This is a genomic window from Runella aurantiaca, from assembly GCF_003339505.1.
GTDB lineage: Bacteria > Bacteroidota > Bacteroidia > Cytophagales > Spirosomataceae > Runella > Runella aurantiaca.
The window spans coordinates 178,528-195,969 of sequence record NZ_QPIW01000005.1; the positions used below are offsets into that span (position 1 = coordinate 178,528).

Annotated in this window: 19 protein-coding genes; 8 read left to right on the top strand and 11 right to left on the bottom strand. The window is 44.1% G+C overall.

The genetic code is table 11. The features are described from left to right. Nucleotides 1–161 precede the first annotated feature (161 nt). Entirely contained in the window at nucleotides 162–1,040 is an 879-nt protein-coding gene (locus DVG78_RS09005; RefSeq protein WP_114460761.1) for an AraC family transcriptional regulator, read from the top strand. 6 nt (nucleotides 1,041–1,046) lie between these two features. Here the strand turns inward: DVG78_RS09005 and DVG78_RS09010 are convergent, their stop codons facing one another. Further along, nucleotides 1,047–1,742 (bottom strand): response regulator transcription factor, encoded by a 696-nt coding sequence (locus DVG78_RS09010; RefSeq protein WP_114460762.1) that lies wholly within the window; start codon nucleotides 1,740–1,742, stop codon nucleotides 1,047–1,049. 183 nt (nucleotides 1,743–1,925) lie between these two features. After that, nucleotides 1,926–3,173: a sensor histidine kinase gene (locus tag DVG78_RS09015; protein WP_114460763.1), complete on the bottom strand. Its 1,248-nt coding sequence runs from the start codon at nucleotides 3,171–3,173 to the stop codon at nucleotides 1,926–1,928. A gap of 215 nt (nucleotides 3,174–3,388) precedes the next feature. On the opposite strand from DVG78_RS09015, the gene DVG78_RS09020 reads away from it, so the two are divergent. Then, nucleotides 3,389–3,766, top strand: a complete 378-nt coding sequence (locus DVG78_RS09020; protein WP_114460764.1) for a DUF1573 domain-containing protein — start codon at nucleotides 3,389–3,391, stop codon at nucleotides 3,764–3,766. A gap of 96 nt (nucleotides 3,767–3,862) precedes the next feature. Here the strand turns inward: DVG78_RS09020 and DVG78_RS09025 are convergent, their stop codons facing one another. Then, nucleotides 3,863–5,098, bottom strand: coding sequence for an MFS transporter (locus tag DVG78_RS09025; protein WP_114460836.1), 1,236 nt, complete (start codon nucleotides 5,096–5,098; stop codon nucleotides 3,863–3,865). A 147-nt stretch (nucleotides 5,099–5,245) separates the two neighbouring features. On the opposite strand from DVG78_RS09025, the gene DVG78_RS09030 reads away from it, so the two are divergent. The 5 genes from DVG78_RS09030 to DVG78_RS09050 all read left to right on the top strand — a co-directional run bounded on the left by DVG78_RS09030 (nucleotide 5,246) and on the right by DVG78_RS09050 (nucleotide 8,217). After that, nucleotides 5,246–5,371: a FeoB-associated Cys-rich membrane protein gene (locus DVG78_RS09030; protein WP_229598173.1), complete on the top strand. Its 126-nt coding sequence runs from the start codon at nucleotides 5,246–5,248 to the stop codon at nucleotides 5,369–5,371. Nucleotides 5,372–5,454: 83 nt separating this feature from the next. Then, a complete protein-coding gene (locus tag DVG78_RS09035) occupies nucleotides 5,455–6,444 on the top strand; it encodes an NAD(P)H-dependent glycerol-3-phosphate dehydrogenase (RefSeq protein ID WP_114460765.1) in 990 nt (329 codons plus the stop codon). Nucleotides 6,445–6,585: 141 nt separating this feature from the next. Beyond that, the gene (locus tag DVG78_RS09040; RefSeq protein WP_114460766.1) at nucleotides 6,586–6,960 is read left to right on the top strand and encodes a hypothetical protein; all 375 of its coding nucleotides are present in this window, start codon (nucleotides 6,586–6,588) and stop codon (nucleotides 6,958–6,960) included. Between the two features lie 14 nt (nucleotides 6,961–6,974). Further along, on the top strand, nucleotides 6,975–7,739 hold the full coding sequence (locus DVG78_RS09045) for a helix-turn-helix transcriptional regulator (RefSeq protein WP_114460767.1): 765 nt from the start codon (nucleotides 6,975–6,977) through the stop codon (nucleotides 7,737–7,739). Nucleotides 7,740–7,827: 88 nt separating this feature from the next. Next, nucleotides 7,828–8,217: a DUF1398 domain-containing protein gene (locus DVG78_RS09050; RefSeq protein ID WP_114460768.1), complete on the top strand. Its 390-nt coding sequence runs from the start codon at nucleotides 7,828–7,830 to the stop codon at nucleotides 8,215–8,217. 284 nt (nucleotides 8,218–8,501) lie between these two features. Here DVG78_RS09050 and DVG78_RS09055 read toward each other — a convergent pair whose 3' ends face one another. The 7 genes from DVG78_RS09055 to hisG all read right to left on the bottom strand — a co-directional run bounded on the left by DVG78_RS09055 (nucleotide 8,502) and on the right by hisG (nucleotide 16,142). After that, complete coding sequence (locus DVG78_RS09055; protein WP_229598174.1) at nucleotides 8,502–10,028, bottom strand: right-handed parallel beta-helix repeat-containing protein; 1,527 nt, start codon at nucleotides 10,026–10,028, stop codon at nucleotides 8,502–8,504. A gap of 168 nt (nucleotides 10,029–10,196) precedes the next feature. Beyond that, nucleotides 10,197–10,730, bottom strand: coding sequence for a hypothetical protein (locus DVG78_RS09060; protein WP_114460769.1), 534 nt, complete (start codon nucleotides 10,728–10,730; stop codon nucleotides 10,197–10,199). Nucleotides 10,731–10,785: 55 nt separating this feature from the next. Further along, nucleotides 10,786–11,844, bottom strand: coding sequence for a histidinol-phosphate transaminase (hisC, locus tag DVG78_RS09065; protein ID WP_114460770.1), 1,059 nt, complete (start codon nucleotides 11,842–11,844; stop codon nucleotides 10,786–10,788). Further along, nucleotides 11,841–12,521, bottom strand: a complete 681-nt coding sequence (locus DVG78_RS09070; RefSeq protein ID WP_114460771.1) for an HNH endonuclease family protein — start codon at nucleotides 12,519–12,521, stop codon at nucleotides 11,841–11,843. Before DVG78_RS09070 ends, hisC begins: the two co-directional genes overlap by 4 nt. Beyond that, nucleotides 12,518–13,840, bottom strand: a complete 1,323-nt coding sequence (locus DVG78_RS09075; protein ID WP_147277031.1) for an AAA family ATPase — start codon at nucleotides 13,838–13,840, stop codon at nucleotides 12,518–12,520. Before DVG78_RS09075 ends, DVG78_RS09070 begins: the two co-directional genes overlap by 4 nt. 138 nt (nucleotides 13,841–13,978) lie before the next feature. Continuing rightward, entirely contained in the window at nucleotides 13,979–15,247 is a 1,269-nt protein-coding gene (hisD, locus tag DVG78_RS09080) for a histidinol dehydrogenase (protein WP_114460773.1), read from the bottom strand. A 40-nt stretch (nucleotides 15,248–15,287) separates the two neighbouring features. Further along, nucleotides 15,288–16,142 carry an ATP phosphoribosyltransferase gene (hisG, locus tag DVG78_RS09085; protein WP_114460774.1) on the bottom strand — a complete coding sequence of 285 codons (855 nt, stop codon included), beginning with the start codon at nucleotides 16,140–16,142 and terminating at the stop codon, nucleotides 15,288–15,290. A 113-nt stretch (nucleotides 16,143–16,255) separates the two neighbouring features. Between hisG and DVG78_RS30040 the strand changes: the two genes are divergently transcribed. Further along, on the top strand, nucleotides 16,256–16,399 hold the full coding sequence (locus DVG78_RS30040; RefSeq protein ID WP_158549994.1) for a hypothetical protein: 144 nt from the start codon (nucleotides 16,256–16,258) through the stop codon (nucleotides 16,397–16,399). Nucleotides 16,400–16,445: 46 nt separating this feature from the next. On the opposite strand, the gene DVG78_RS09090 is transcribed toward DVG78_RS30040, so the two are convergent. After that, nucleotides 16,446–17,426, bottom strand: coding sequence for an ornithine cyclodeaminase family protein (locus tag DVG78_RS09090; RefSeq protein WP_114460775.1), 981 nt, complete (start codon nucleotides 17,424–17,426; stop codon nucleotides 16,446–16,448). Nucleotides 17,427–17,442: the final 16 nt, after the last annotated feature.

The following is a 17,442-nucleotide window of genomic DNA, read 5'->3' on the forward strand; positions in this document are numbered from 1 at the left end:
TAGTACACTCAAAATATAAATATCACTTTGTACAACAACAGACTGGCCCATTTTAAAAACAAAGCAGTATTACAAAGCAATTATAGTAATATTCCACAAATAAATAGTATTTTCGACCATCCACAAATGACCATTTTGATTATTGTTTTATATTTTTTGATATGAAATTATTTAGAAAATACTTCACCTTTGACCCCGGCACAAACGAACAAAATCAGGGAATAAACATCCTCAATGTAGGGCACAATATTCACCCCGCCAATCACCCCTACCCCGACATCCAACACCCTGACGACTACTATTTTGAGTGGGAAAAAGGTAGAAGCCTGAAAGAGTACCAAATCATTTATATTTCCAAAGGAGAGGGCTATTTTGAGGCCAACGGCCTCCCCTCGCAAGTCATCGAAGAAGGGACCATTATTTTGCTGTATCCCGGAGTTTGGCACCGCTATCGTCCCAAAGAAAAAACGGGCTGGGAAGAATATTGGGTGGGGTTTTCGGGCACATACGCCCATTATTTATTAGAACAAGAATGTTTTAATCCCCAAAATCCAATCATTAAAGTAGGTTTTAACGCTGAATTCTTGGATACTTTTTCGAAGCTCATTGAGGTGATTGAAGCTCGTGGCGACTCCTTCCAAAAACTATCTTCTTTTCAGCTCATTCACCTTTTGGGAATCGTGTACGCATCGGTGTTATTGTCTAACCAAAAGATGTCGAGAAAAGAAGAAATCATTGATAAAATACGGGACGAAATCCACAAAAACTGGAATAAAGACATTGACTTTGAAGCACTTGCACAAAAATTCAATCTAAGCTATATCTGGTTTCGAAAAACCTTCAAAGAAGTGCTAGGCACCTCACCCAACCAATACCACCTTACCCTTAAATTGCGCAAAGCGGAGCAACTCATTCAGGAAAGCAATCTGACTTTGGCCGAAATTGCGTATCAATCTGGCTTTGAATCTGAGTTTTATTTTTCGAGAATTTTCAAAAAGAAGATGAATTATAACGCTTCGGAGCTACGCAAGAAGAAGTAATCAACTTCACCACCGCATCCTGAAGCCTACGCCGTGGATTCCTTCAATCTTGATATTAGGGTCGTCGCAAAGGTATTTACGCAAGCGCGACATAAAAACGTCAAGGCTGCGCCCCATAAAATAATCATCGTCGCCCCAGATGGCTTTGAGCAAGTCTTCGCGTTTGATGATCTGATTGCGACGCTCAGCCAAATAGCGTAGAACTTCGGCTTCACGAAAGGTCAAATCCTGCGTTTTACCGTTGATTTGGAGGTGTAATTTTTCAAAATCAAACACATAATTGCCTACTTTGATTACCTCTGGCGTTTGTGTTATTGATTCATTAGCTTGATTTTTTTGGCTTCGGCGTAAAAAAATGGCTATTTTGAGTACCAACTCTTCCATGCTAAAGGGCTTGGTGAGGTAATCGTCTGCGCCGATTCGGAGGCCGTGGAGTTTGTCTTCTTGCAACGAGCGCGCCGTCAAAAAAAGAATGGGAACCTGCGTGTCCTGTTGGCGAATTTTCTGTGCCAATGTAAATCCATCAAGGTGCGGCAACATCACATCCAACACGCATAAATCAAAAGGTTGCTGTTTTTGAAAAGTTTCTAACGCCTGCAATCCGTCCGTACAGTGGACGATGTCATAGTGGTGAAGTTCGAGGTTATCTTTGGTCACAAAACCCAAATTCGGGTCATCTTCAACATATAAAATACGGGGCATTTTTAGAGAATCTGTTATCAGTGAAATCGTATCAGTAACGTCAAATTACTGCTCGTCGAGAATTTATGGCGGAAAGTACTGACAATTTTCTGACAATTCAAATGGCTCGGTCTTGTTCAATCGGACTTAAAAATAAACCCCAATGGAGACTGAAACCAACGGCACCTCGCTTCTGCGTATTCCCTATTTTTTTAATGGAATTAAAATCTTGAACTCGCTTCCCTTATTCACTTCACTCTTGAGTTGGATTCTCCATTGGTGGGCTTTTACAATCTGCTGTACATAACTCAGGCCAATGCCAAACCCTTTTACATTGTGGACATTTCCAGTCGGAACCCGGTAAAACTTTTTAAAGACCTTATCTCTGTATTCAGGGGCAATTCCTATGCCATTGTCTTTTACCGACACCACCAATGCCCCATTTTCATTGAATGTCTCCAACAAAATAACGGGGTTTTGGGGTGTATATTTAAAAGCGTTGTCAATTAAATTGCTGATGGCATTCGTAAAATGCATACGGTCTGCGTGAATATAAGGCTCCATAGCATTCAGGTGCAGAGTAAGGTCATTCTCGTACTTATGAGACACCGAAGTGATGATTTGATGGGCGTCGAGCCATTCAATGGAAAGCGGCAGTTTATTTTTCGCCGCTTTTGCCATATTCAACACCGTTTCTACTTGGGTTTGGAGGCGAAGGGCCTCCTCTTTGATAATCTCGGTGTATTTTTTGAGGCGTTCGGGCTGGTCTTTGATGGCGGGTGTATTGAGCACATCGGCCGCGATGCGTATGGTGGCAATAGGCGTTTGCAACTCGTGCGTCATATTATTAATAAAATCGCGCTGTATTTCGGTGAGTTGTTTTTGTCGTAAAATCACAAACAGGGCATATCCGAAAAAACTAACTGCAATCAGCACCAGTAACGAAGACCAAATCCAGCCCCTGAGATCGTTAATGACTGCACTATTTTGATTGGGAAAACGTACGCCAAAATAATAAGGATATTTATTGGATTTGAGCCAATTAGCCGTTTGAGTTGGGGTCTTGTTGTCATTACGGGTACTCAGGGCTACGCCATAAAACATTTTATTGCTGGCGCAATCATAAATTCCTACTTCAAAATCAGTAATAATATTATGCCTAACGAAGCTCGTTTTGAGGTAATGTTCCAAAATGCCCGGATCAACCATGGAATTGGTATTAACCAAAAAATAATTGGAAGAAAGCTGCTCTACTGGGTTATTGTGCAGCATCACGGCGTTGAGCTGCGCAAGCTGCTCAGCCACTTCCTGCAAAGACACATGAACTTGTTGATTGAACTGGCGCTCCCCCATGTCGAGGGCTTTTCTTACCCAATATATCTGAGTCACAATGACCCCAATGATGGACAATGTGGATAAAATTACCAGAAGGCGTATCGTTTTTCTTGACATAAATACAGGCGTACGCTTTAATAATTAAAACTGCCTGTTGGCAATATTAACCAAAAAATACATACGAATTTAGGAGGTATACAGATTCTTATCGAACGATTAACAAACCATTAACAAAAGTTGAGTTTTCATTAACACAGCCACTAAACCAAACACCATACTTTTGAAACGTCAATTGATAAAAAAGTTTATTAACCTCTTAAAGACTTATTTTTATGAAAAAAGTAACACTTCTTTTTTTATTCTTATTGGTTACCGCTTCTCTTGTTTTTGCAGGTGCAGTAGCCGCAACTTTTGGTTGGGTAGAAACCGACCATAATTTCGGACAAATAACACAGGGTAAGCCTGTTACAGCCGAATTCGCGTTCACCAACAAAGGTGCCGCTCCCCTAATCATCCACAAGGCGTACGGCTCATGCGGGTGTACGGGGGTTGACTATCCCAAACAGCCTATTATGCCAGGAGCATCGGGTACAATCAAAGCGACTTTTAACGCCGCCGCCATTGGGACATTTAACAAAACGGTCACGGTAGAATCCAACGCGGAGGGTGGATTGGTGACGCTAAACATCCACGGAGAAGTCACAAAATAACGCACTCGGTCGGAAGTAAAAAAAGTACAACACAGTCATGAAGCAAACAGGCGCACCCAGAAAGTGCGCCTGTCATTTTTATAAAAACACAACTCGTTATTCTACATAATCCAACTCTTTATGAAACGTTTCTTCCATGAGAAAAAGGGAAAGATACGCAATCGCAAAACAGAGCAGCGCCACCAATCCTCCTGCCGAAAGAGCCCCCATACTGGGTTTGAGGTATTGATATAGGGGGAGCGTCAGCAGTGTAGTGGCCCGCACAAAATTAGCTACGGTCGAAGTAGCCGTGGCGCGCAAATTGGTCCCGAAACTTTCGGCCGTTACCGTTAAAAACATGGCGATATAACCAATTGAAAAGCCCAAATATGCACACACGACATAAAAACTAGTCGCATCGGTGATACCGCCGTAGAGGTAATAAATCACCCCCAACAACGTCATGGTGGTCATGATGCCAATTGCCCTGCGACGTGATTTGAGCCACTGACTCAACACCCCACTGAACATATCTCCCACGACCATACCGACAAAAACGTACATCACACAACGTCCGGTCACTATCTCTTCCGTAATACCCAACGCCTTCGCAAATTCATTGCTAAATGTAGCCAAAATTCCGATGACAAAATACGTAGGCACCCCGACCCCAATGCAACGCATATATTTCCAAAAACGGGCACTATCAGAAAAAAAAGCAGCCATACTGCCACGCCTCAAACTTTGGGTTTTGGCCTGCTCAAACATCCCTGATTCATACACGCGTATCCGCAACAGCAGCAGTGCCAACCCCAAACCACCACCCGCAAAATACGTGGTGCGCCAGTCAAACCATGAGTTAGTAAGAAAAGCCACAACCGCACCCAAAAGTCCCACACTCGCCACAATCGAAGACCCATAACCGCGTAGCTTTTGGGGCAAAATCTCAGAAACCAACGTCAAACCTGCCCCCAATTCTCCCGCTAACCCTACCCCAGCCATAAAACGCAGAAAACCGTACAGCATAGGCGTTTGCACAAAACCGCACAAAATATTGGCCAGCGAATACATGATAATAGAGCCAAATAAGACCGAAAGCCGACCACGTTTATCGGCCAAAATCCCCCATAAAATTCCCCCTATCAGCAATCCCGCCTGCTGCCAGTTGTAGATAGCAGCACCTACGCTCGACACTTCTTCAGGACTAAGTCCGAGGCTTTTGAGGCTTGGTACCCGTACGATGTTGAATACAATCAAATCATATACATCGACAAAATAGCCAAGCGCAGCCACAATAACGGGCAGACTCACTAAACGGCTTAAAGAGGTGGGTTCGGTACTGCTGTTTTTCATAAAATTTTTAGCGGAAAGGGTCATCAGGAACGCAATTACGGAAAAAGGCGTTTTTGTGTAAAGCGATGAGGGGTAGATTTTATACTTTAAGGCATAAATCACCAAAAAATTCTCCCAAACGCATTTTTACGTTAATTTTCTTCCCAAATGATGGAAACAATTGTCATCGGTTTGCTTTTTTTAGGAGCGTTGGGGTACGTTGGCAACCGCCTACGAAAAGAACTAAGCCCAAAAAAATCAGGTTGCGGCAAAGGCTGCGGGTGTGAGAAATAAGGGTAAAGTTTAGGTGGCAAAGGGTAAAGTTGAGGCTTTTTTTGCAAGTTTGTGCTACGAAATTAGAACCGACAATCCTACCAATGACATCAATCGCCGTAATAGGTGGTGGCAGTTGGGCCACTGCTATTATCAAAATCCTGTCCGAAAACAACGTATCTCTCCGTTGGTGGCTACGTGACCGTGCCGCCGTTGACCACATCCGGAAGCACCATTACAATCCCGATTATCTCCGTGACGTGCGCCTAAGCCCCCGAAAAGTAAAGACTTTTTCTAAAATTACCGACGCCCTCAACGGTGCCGAATACGTCATTTTGGCTATTCCTGCCGCTTTTGTTCAGGAACCGTTCCAAGGACTAACCGCCCAACATTTTGCGGGCAAACGGGTTGTTTCGGCCATTAAAGGCATGATTCCCGAAAAAAACTGTCTGGTTACAGACTGGGTAGAGGAGCGTTTTGAGGTACCACTGAGTCAAATTTCCGTCATTGCGGGCCCGTGTCACGCCGAAGAAGTGGCGCTCGAAAAGCAATCTTACCTCACCATCGCCTCCACCGACGAAGCCTGCGCTTCGCATTTTGCCCAATTGATGAATTGTCGGTTTGTCACCGCCAACCCTTTGGTGGATTTGTACGGGGTTGAGTACGCCGCAGTGATGAAAAACATCGTGGCATTAGCCTGCGGCATCAGTCACGGATTGGGCTACGGAGATAACTTTCAGGCGGTTTTGGTTTCCAACGCCATGCAAGAAATCCGCCGTTTTGTCAATGCCGTAGACCCGCGCGAGCGTGATTTGAGCGCCTCGGCTTACTTGGGCGATTTGCTCGTAACAGCCTATTCGCAATTTAGCCGCAACCGTACTTTTGGCAACATGATTGGGCGCGGGTACAGCGTTCAATCGGCCCAAATGGAAATGAAAATGATTGCCGAAGGCTACTACGCTGTCAACAGCATTTTTGAAATGAACAAGAAATACGGCGTTGAAATGCCCATCACAGAAGCCACCTACAGGATTCTCTACGAGCGTCAGCCGCCAGCCACTGAAATTGGGTTGCTGAAAATGAAACTTCGGTAGCTACTAAGAAGCTGTTAGTAATAGCTTTATAATCAATTATTTAAGCAGAACTATGGGGTTTTTGGCTTAAAAAGTATGTTGGGGTTGTCAAAAACAAAAAGTTAGGTTATCTTCAATAAACTGTACTCAACGTTAATCGGTATGAAAATCAAAAAGTACACCATTTCTGTTCTCAGCTATTTATTGCTGGGGTTTTGCGGCTGCAAAAAATCAGATGTTATTCCAATCAAAAGTTTAAGCTGTGACTGGCCTCCCAATTATTCCGTAGAAGCAAAAATAGTTGATATTGTCACTACCGTTCATCAGAGCTTTTGGGAGGACACAGCATATATAATTCGGAATCCTAGTCTAACAGATACAGCTCCTTTTTGGGGAGCTTGTAATATGCCAGATAAAGCTAAAAAAGATGGAATCAAAGTCAAAGTAAGTGGCTATATAATCACATTCCCTGGGATTGAAGGAGTTCAGTTTAAACATGGAAGACCATTTGAATTGATTTCTATAGAATATTTATAAGCAAGCTATGCATAATGAGATTTGACAAATTCATTCCGACAGCGCAACTTAGCCCCTACATCAAATACTTTGTGGTGGCCGAAAATGCGCAGGAAAGCCAATACAAGGTTTTTCCTGCGTCGGGTCTTGTCATTGGATTTCAGTACCGTGGGCAGCTTTCAACGGTCATCAATAACGTGGAATTGAATTTGGAAACATCGGGCATAACGGGTATTTCTGACCACTATAAACTCTTCAAAAACTCTGCCAACATCGGGACCCTCTTGGTTTACTTTACCGAAATCGGCTTTACGCACTTTACGGCAAGCCCCGCCCACGAACTATTTAACCAAAGCATTTCACTCGACGATATTTTTGACAAGAACAAAGTCCGTGAAGCGGAGGAAAAACTATCATCTGCCACGACGGATGTCCAGCGTATTCAGATTATTGAACAATTCTTTCTTTCGCACCTCAAAGACATTCAAAACGACCGACTTATCGTTGAGGCGGTCAAACTCATTTATCAGTCAAAAGGAGCCATTAAAATCAAGGAGTTAAACGAAAAGCTGTTTATTAGCCAAAGCCCTTTTGAGAAACGTTTCAGAAAATTAGTGGGCACTTCCCCTAAAAAATTTGCTTCGATTGTTCGATTTAATACGGTATTAAATGATTTGAATGGCCCAAAATCGCTCACTGACATTTGCTACGAAAACAACTTTTTTGACCAAGCCCATTTTATCAAGGACTTCAAACAATACACGGGCGACACTCCCGAACAGTTTAAGCGGTTCTTATAAAAAACGATTTTTTACAATGACAGCGCCTTCGTTTTGAGGACTTTTGCATTGTACAAATCATCGTTTAACGACCAAAAAATCAAAACCAATGTTTACTGTAGACCAAATTAAAGCCGCCCATTCAAAAGTAAAATCGGGTGCCGATTTTCCCAACTATATTCAAGAAATGATTCAATTGGGTGTAACGTCCTACGAAACCTACGTGTCGGACGGACACACAGACTATTTTGGGAAAGATGCCTACCAAACTTCAACTACCCCGACGTATGATACCCTGTTTATTGCCGAAATAAGCAATGCCGAACAATTCAAAATTGACCTAAAAGCGCATCAGCAAGGCCAAACCGATTATCCTACTTTTTGCAAAGACTGCGCAAAATCGGGCATCGAAAAATGGACAGTTACAATGGACAAAATGACTTGTACCTACTATGACAAGGCCGAAAATGAACTATTGACGGAAATAATACCACAATAAAACAGCCGTAGAAAACCCCAAAATTCAGGCGGTTGTGGGGCAAATGAAAAAAAAATTTGGGCCGCCTTTTGCGAAGGGCGGCCCAAATTGTGCAGAATCTCACTGATTAAGTATGTGGTCAAAAATAATTTGTTCTATTCCAAACCCACCCCGTCGCTACGCGACACCCCTCCCAAGAGGGGATTTACGCTCTAATCCCCTCTTGGGAGGGGTGCCCCAACGGGGCGGGGTGGGTCTAGGGCATGTATAAAATAATAAAAACTATTTACCATTCAGTTCAGTACTTATTTCTCAATCAACACATTTGACTCCTGATTTTTATCAAAAGTATTCGCCGTCGTTAAATCGGCGTTGGCCGAAGCGCCGTAGCTAACAAATACGCCATAACCGCCGCTGCCGCTGATGGTCGTATTTTTGATGGTCATGGTGGCACGGTTGCCGTAGATGGCCACGTTTGCCCGCTTGCCTGACACAATAGCTACGCTGCCCGCATTTTTAAACTCTACTTGTTCAAGCAAATTTTTCGGGTCGGCCGAGTAACAAATCAGGCCGCGCCAATAGGCCGCTGTGTTGTTGGCTCCGTTGAAAACTATTTTCGCCGCCGCCGTTCCTTTGGCCAAAATATACCCGTCGGTATTGATTCTGATGACGGCGTCGCGGTTCATTTCCAGAATAACGCCCGGATTTAATTTCCAACCAGTACTAACCGTAAATTCACCCGTCAAGCGGTAAGGAGTTTTGTCGGCAAAACCCGCCCAAGTGATTTCTTCTTTTCCTTTGATACCCGAGGCGGTCACTTCTACCACATCGCGGCCATTTCCACCTTTAAACGTCGAAGCGGCATCCAATTTTGCCACGTTTTCGGCGGTAAGCATAATCCCCGCTTCGGTGTTGTTCGAGAAAGCATTTTGCGAAAATTCGCGTAAAATTGAACCGTCGTAAGCATAGATTCCGTAGCCATCGTTTTGAGAAAATACGGTATTTTTAAGGGCAATCTGTGCCTTGCTGCCTCCCGACATAAACAAGGCAGATTTTGTGGTGCTGAAGACGGTACGGCTACCGGCGTGCATTATTTCCACGTATTCCATGAGATTGGCGTTGCTGCCCGAATAAAGCGAAATCCCCACCCAATACCCCTTGGTTTTCTGAACGCCCACAAATTTGATTTTGCGCCCTGCTTCGCCCTTAGCGATGATAAGTCCGCCGTTGTCGTTGATGTTCATCCGAACATCCCGCTCAAACGCAATGACTACGCCCGGAGCGATGGTCAGTTCGTTGTTGACGTCAATGGATTTGGTTACGATGTAGTCTGGTAAATCGGGATTGGCTACGCGGTCGGTAAGGTTGGTCTTTACGGTGATGTTTGCGGTGATGGCCAAAGGCTCGGCCACCGAGGCGGTTACCAACACTTTGTCGGTACTTTTGCCATTGGCACTACTAACGGTCAATTCAAGCTCGTATTCGCCTACTTCATCAGGCGTAAACGTAGGCTTAAACGACGCCGCGTTTGAGAGTGTTACGGTGCTTTTTGCGGGCTTCCGCAATAGCTTCCACTCTACCGTGAGTGGCTTACCCTGCGCGTCGCTTGACTCAGAGGCATCCAAGCTGACCTGTTGCCCTACCTGTACGGATTGGTCCGCACCCGCTTTTGCCGTTACGGTAAACGTTGGATCAACAATTTCTTCCTTCTTACACCCCGTCATTATCAACATGAGCGTCATCAAAGGCACAAATAGAGAGGCGATAGTAGCATTTTTGGCAAAAGGTATTGCCTGAACCCGGAGGTTCTGAAGTACATTTTTTTGTTTCATGGCTTAAATTACTGTTTGAATTTTTGAACGCTCAAAAGTAATTGGCCTAGCCCTCAAGCAAAGGGGCATTCGTGCTGAAACGGTAAAAGTAAATGCTGAAGTGATAAAAAAAGCAGTGTTTTAAAAAATATCGTCGATGAGGTTATACCCCCACCGACGATAACAATGCTAAAAATTAAAACGAACGCCGATGCTGGCCTGCGGGTGGAGATAAAAAATGTCAGGAATCAATTCAATGTAAAGTCCCCCTTCCAAAAACAGGGATAAAGGACTGTTTGGCACAAAATATTCAGCCCCTGCTAAACCCGCACCTCCGATAGAGATATTGTTGGTAAATACTTTGACACCAGGTACATTGCTGGGGTCAAAATAATAGCGTCGTGAGTTGATTTGGCCGCCGAAGCCGTAATAAACGTGCAGTTTTTCGGCTTTAAACAGCCCCCGGTGCCACAGATACGCCGCCCGCACCGAAAATCCCGCATTTTGATAGGTGCCTTTGCGGTACTTGCGGTCGCGGCCATAAAACAGGCCATACGTTCCTGCGGATATATCCAAAGCTTTGTTATCGCCAAAATATTTTCGAACATTTAGCCCAGAAGGCTCTACCAATTGAAATCCAACCGCCCAATTATTGTACTGCGCCATTGAGGGTAAAATACCAAAGGCGGTAAGCAACAAAGTGAATAAAAGCTTCTTTTTCATCTACTGTAGTGTTAATTTTAATAATGACAATCGGCAGCCTCAAAACCCTTATCGGTTATGCCATGATGGCAAATGCTTTCAGCGTGTCTAACAGCGTTTTGTTTTCCTCCGCCGTACCGACCGTAATCCGTAGGCATCCATCACACAGAATCACTTTTGAACGGTCGCGCACGATGATTTTTTGGTCTATCAAGTACTGCATCACGGCCGAAGCATCGTCAAATTCGACGAGTAAAAAGTTGGAATCTGTGGGATATATCCTTTTAACTAACGGCAAGGCGGCCAAATTCGTGCGTAAATGCTCCCGCTCCGCCAAAATATCATTGACCAATTGGTTTTTGGTTTCGACGTAGTCCAGCGCTTCAAGTAACAGCTGTTGCGTAGCACCGCTGAGGTTATAAGGAGGTTTGATTTTGTTTAATACCTTAATAATTTCTTCGGAGGCAAAACACATTCCCAAACGCAGCGAAGCCAACCCCCACGCCTTAGAAAAAGTCTGTAATACAATCAGATTGGGATAATTATCCAATTCCTGCGTAAACGACGGCTCACTCGCAAAATCAATGTAGGCTTCATCGACGACCACCAATCCCTGAAAGTGGTTCAGGATTTCTAAAATTGCTTCGCGCTGTACCAAATTTCCGCTGGGATTATTGGGCGAGCATATCCACACAATTTTGGTTTTTGGCGTTATTGCCACCAATACTTTAGGGGTATCAATCTGGAAATCAGCCGTCAATGGCACCTTGATAACGGGCACGTCGTTGATGTCGGCGCTTACCTGATACATGCCATAGGTAGGCGGCATGAGCAGCATATTGTCCTCACGGGGCGTGCAAGTGGCCCGCACCAACAGGTCAATGGGTTCGTCGGAGCCATTGCCCAGAAAAATTTGGGTAGGTCGCACGCCTTTGATGGGTGCCAATTTTTGTTTGATAGCCCACTGGTACGGGTCGGGATAGCGGTTCCAGTGCTGCCCGTTTACCGACTGATAGGGGTTTTCATTGGCATCCAAAAAGATACCTTCTTTGCCCGTATATTCATCCCGCGCCGACGAGTACGGCACCAAGTTGAGGATGTGCGGACGGAGGATTTTTGTTAAGTCAAATTTCATTGTGGTAGGTATTCTGCAAATTCTTGAAATAATTCTGCTTCGTCTCTAACAAGCCATACTTTGAAAGCTGTAAAAGCAGAATCAATACGTAATTCATTTATAATCTTTTTTTTCATTCTTTCTTTTGAAAGAACTCCCAAACGATACTCTTCAATTAAATCATTAAACTCACTTAAATGGCCAACTATTCGCTTTCGCAAATTCAGCGCACCCCGCTCTTTTAAAGGAGTCGGCTTCTCTTTTCCATTATAAATTTTATGGAGTAGTAACGCAGTGTTCAATGTTGGTTGATCATGTATTAAAGGAGTGATAAAAAAATGTCGATCAGGAAGTCTTGAAGTATCTATTTCCAGTTTAATGATATTAACAAGGCGTAGCGAAGCATCAGTACAATTCAGCAAAGGCGCTTCATCTCCCAACTTAATATTATTACAGTACGAACACGCGAAAAAGAGGTTTTTCCAATCAAACATTTTATCTCGGTTTCCCCTATGAGGCTCAAAATGTTCTACATTAATATCTTTTACATGTTTATCTTCACATAAATAACATTTATCAAAAAAATCATCACTCACCTGTTTTACTACATCTTTACACCGATAGTTTTCGCTTTTGGGCTTTGCTTTTTCAATGGCCAAACAAGCTGGAGCTTCGTCGGTTTTAACGAAATTAATCATATTGCTTGCTCTGGTAATTTATAGAGTTCTAATTCCTGAATTTTGAGTTGCAGTTCCTGCGAAAGAAAGAAAGGTAGTTTTCTAAAATATCTTCTGATTTCATATAATTTATCCTCTTCTTCTTCCGTACGCCCTTGTTTCTTTATAAGAAGCTCATATTCATTTAGTTTTTGCTTGACGACATCGGAATATTGATCAGTTCCAAAATAAGTCTCCACCAACTCTTGGTAAGAATAATCACTCAAATCTTCTACTACTTGCTGCTTTTCCAAATCATAAATCACCGCATTATCTACCGAACTAAGCACAAAAGGCGAGTGCGTAGTGACGATGAATTGAATTTTGGGAAAGAAAGAAGTTAAAAAAGGAAGAATTTTCTTTTGTAAATCTATGTGCAAATGAGTTTCAATTTCATCAATAAGGACAATACCCTGGAGGTCGTAAGGTTTATCAAAAGCAAATTTATATTCTGCATACTTACTATCCATCCTCATAGTAAGCTCTGTTATTATAGACAAAATCGCCCCATAGCCATCAGATAGTTGATTAAGACTAAAAGGTTCTCTTTCTTTAATCTTAATCAAATAATTAAAGTTAGGGCGATCAAACTCTAGGGTAAGTGTCTCATCATCATAAATATCTTTCAGTATACTTTCAAATCTTTCAAACCAAGTTTTAACTTTGGCTACTTCCGAAACTCTACCAGTATCCTTTGCATCCAATAAATCCATTCTTAAATTTACTAATTGGCGAACAAAGTTTTCTCCTAAATTTTCGTTTATAGGGTGATTTTTTTTTTGCTCTATTTTTTGTGGCCCTCTTGATTCCTTTGGGTTAAAAATTCTTTTTGAAGGAAAATATTTAATAATAAAGTCTCCATTTAGCCAAAGAATATCATAAAACTCTATACTATTAAAGTTAAATCCTGTATTTAAAATGAGTTTTATCGGCACTTTATCATTTATAACAGACAAAATACTATTCATACGCAATTTCATATTATTTATATGTGTATAATCACGCTGAAAGTTATGCTCGTTGTAATCTGCTTCGTTTATTATATCATATAACTCTTTTTGCTTTAATTTTAACAAAAAATACTCACTTACTTTTCTATCAATAATTTCATCTTCATCGTTTGGCTTTGACAATACCCAATTCAAAAAAACATTAACCCCTTCCAACACACTCGTCTTGCCGCTCCCATTTTTCCCCGTCAAAATCAAGTGCTTACGCTCGGTTTCGGACAATGGAATTTCGAGGTTCTCCAGATGGCGAACCTTATTGATGCGAAGTTTGGTCACAAATATTTCTTCCATGTTTGCGCTTTTTTCAAGTGTAATGCAATTTACTACGCGCGTCTGCATTTGCAATGCAAACGGGACGAGGATGGTGTTTATGGTGCTCGTTTACTATTGGGCAGACGCTTTCGGGCAGACGCAAGGCCTGCCCCTACGTTATTTCAAACTGCTCAATCGAAGGCTCACGGCGCGCTTGTGGGCGTGGAGCGATTCGGCTTCGGCCATGGCTTCAACGGTCGGTCCGAGGGCTTTGAGGCCTTCGGGAGTGATGTGCTGAACGGTGATTTTTTTCACGAAACTATCCAACGACACCCCACTGTACGCCCGGGCGTGGCCGTTGGTTGGCAGGGTATGATTTGTGCCCGATGCATAGTCACCGCAGGATTCAGGGGTATAATTCCCTAAGAAAATAGAACCCGCATTGATGATTTTCTCGCAAATTTCCTCGGCGTTGCTTACGCTCAAAATCAAGTGTTCGGCGGCGTATTCATTGAGCAAATCAATGGCTTCGGCCTCATCTTCGACCAAAATTGCCTTGCTGTTTTCAATCGCTTTTCGCGCCAACTCCTTACGGGGCAACGCTTCCAACTGCGTAGAAAGCGTAATATTAACCGACGCTAAGAATTTCTTATCAGTCGATACCAGCAACACTTGACTGTCTGCACCATGCTCTGCCTGCGACAATAAATCGGCCGCCACAAACGCCGGCACCGCCGACCCATCGGCGTACACCGCCACTTCGGACGGGCCAGCGGGCATGTCAATGGCCACGCCTTCTTTGGCCAATAGCATTTTTGCGGCCGTTACGTATTGGTTTCCCGGCCCAAAAATCTTATAAACTTTGGGAACTGATTCCGTTCCGTAGGCCATCGCCGCAATGGCCTGCGCTCCGCCTATTCTGAAAATTTTAGTCACGCCCACCAATTGCGCCGCGTACAAAATGGCGGGGTGGTCGCTAGGAGTACAGAGAACAATCTCCTTACAACCAGCCAGTTGTGCAGGCACACCAAGCATCAGCACCGTACTAAAAAGTGGAGCCGAGCCTCCCGGAATGTACAAACCCACTTTCTCAATACCCACGCTGCGCCGCCAGCAAGTAACGCCCAACATGGTTTCAATTTTCTGAACGGGCTGATACTGCGTTTCGTGAAATTTCCGAATGTTAGCATACGCCTGTCGGATGGCGGCTTTGAGTTCTTCGGTAAGGCTTGCCTCCGCTGCCGCCACTGTTGCTGGCGGCATGGCAATCTCCGTAAGGTCAATTTTATCAAATTTGAGGGCCAAAGCGCGCAAGGCGGCATCACCTTCTTTCTGAACCTGTTCCAGAATCGGCGCTACGGCTTTTTCGATATTGGCCATGCTTTGCGTCGGTCGAGCTAAAAGCGCAGGCCACTCACTGCGGTTGGGATAAGGGATAATTTGCATAGTTCTGTAAGAAATGTCGTGCCAAGCAATGACTACACTGTTATCGAATCATTTTTTCAATAGGAATGACTAAGATCCCTTCGGCACCAGCTTCGCGTATTTTTTCGATATTGGTCCAAAAATCATTTTCATTGATAACCGAATGAAGTGACACCCAGCCTTCGGTCACCAGCGGCAATACGGTCGGTGCTTTCATGCCCGGAATGTATTGCATGATTTTGTCGACGGCCTCGGCAGGACAATTGAGCAGAATGTATTTGTGATTTTGCGCCGCTTGTACCGCCTTAATCCTAAACATGATTTTGTCTAGCAACAAGGCTTTTTCTTCACTCAGATTGGGGGCTGCAATCAAAATTGCTTCCGAACGGTAAATAACCTCTACTTCTTTAAGGCCGTTGCTCAACAGGGTACTTCCAGAGCTTACGATGTCACACACGGCATCGGCAAGACCAATGCTTGGCGCAATTTCAACCGAACCACTAATTTCGTGAATATCGGCTTCTACGCCATTTTCTTTCAGGTAATTGCCCAAAATACGCGGATACGACGTAGCAATGCCCCGACCTTGAAGGTCTTCAACGCCGTTCCATTGTGTACCGCGCGGAATAGCCAACGACAAACGGCACTTCGAGAATCCTAATTTATGCACTACGGTCACCTGACGGCCCGTTTCGGTATATACATTTTCACCAACAATGCCCAAATCAGCCACGCCGTCTTCGACGTAACCTGGAATATCATCGTCGCGTAGGAATAAAAATTCGGCGGGAAAATTGGCAGAAATAGACTTTAACTTTCCGGATGAACTGCTATCGAACTGAATACCGCATTCTTTGAATAATTTGATGGAATCGTCGCTGAGACGTCCGGATTTTTGAATGGCAATGCGTAACATTTTTGAATAACGAAAAGAATAGATGAGCAAATGATTGAGTGGGGTTCACTACCTGTGCGCGTACGATTGCCTGAGCAAAAGTCATTCTAACACTAAATAGGGAGACAAAGTTAATGAAAACACATGACTTATATCCTGAAGTCCTGCGCATGGAATGGTATCTACGCTCGCCCGCAGGCGTGGTGGTGGTGATGTCGAAAAAAAGCGTAATTGCGTGTTTTCACGAAGAATTGTACAAATTGATGCTGCAAATGTAGGGTAGGCGCGCAGGATTGTCAAGGATTTGTACAAAAAATAAGAATATTAGCCCAAAACAACGCCTAAATTGCCTTCTTGGGCTTTACGAACTAAGTAACTCGCCACGGCTAAATCCTGTACAGCATTGCCTACGGACTTAAAAACCGTGATTTCATCCTCCGAAATGCGTCCTGGTCTTGCTCCCAAAATAATCTCACCTAGCTCCACAAAATTTGAAGTATCTCTGAGCAATCCCTCCTTCATAGGCAAGACAATATCTCCCGCTTCGGCAACGGCCGCCGTTCGTTGGTCTACTACGATGGCCGCCGCCTGCATGGTCTGCCCGGGAATTTCGCGGGCATCGGGGCGGTACGAACCTACGCCGTTGATGTGGACACCTTTCTTGAGGTGTAAGTGTTCAAAAACAGGCACGTTTGACGTAGTGGCAGCGCATATAATATCTGCCTCTAACAACTGCTCAGGGGCGTGTGCTATTTCCATTTTCAGCCCCATTCTAGCCTGCATTTCTTTACAAAAAACTTCTGTATTTTCAGGATTTCGCCCAAAAACTAGCACTTTTTGCAGCGCCCGTACGGCAGCAACTCCCTCAACCTGCGTACGTGCCTGCGCTCCAGTACCAAAAACCGCCAACACAGTCGCGTTTTTGCGGGCCAATAAATCTGTTGCCAAGCCAGACGCCGCTGCCGTTCGTAAGGCGGTCAGGTATTCGGCATCCAACAGCGCCAGCGGCTGTCCGTTGGCGCCATCCATCACAAGCATCAGTCCGTGAATCAAAGGCAGATTTTTCGCTGGATTGTCCCTAAAAATCGTGACCACTTTCAGACCCAAAGCTTCGGCCGATGGCAGATACACGGGCATAAAGAGCGTTTGGGCGTTTTGTGCGGGCTGCGGCAGGTTTACCCTCAAAGGTACCACTGCCTCTCCCGCTGAGAGGCTACGAAAGGCTTCTTTCATCAATTCGATGGCCTCGGTCATGGTTACTCCTTCTTCGACGGCCTGACGGGAAAAATAACGAAGTTGAAACATTTTCAGAAAAATATAT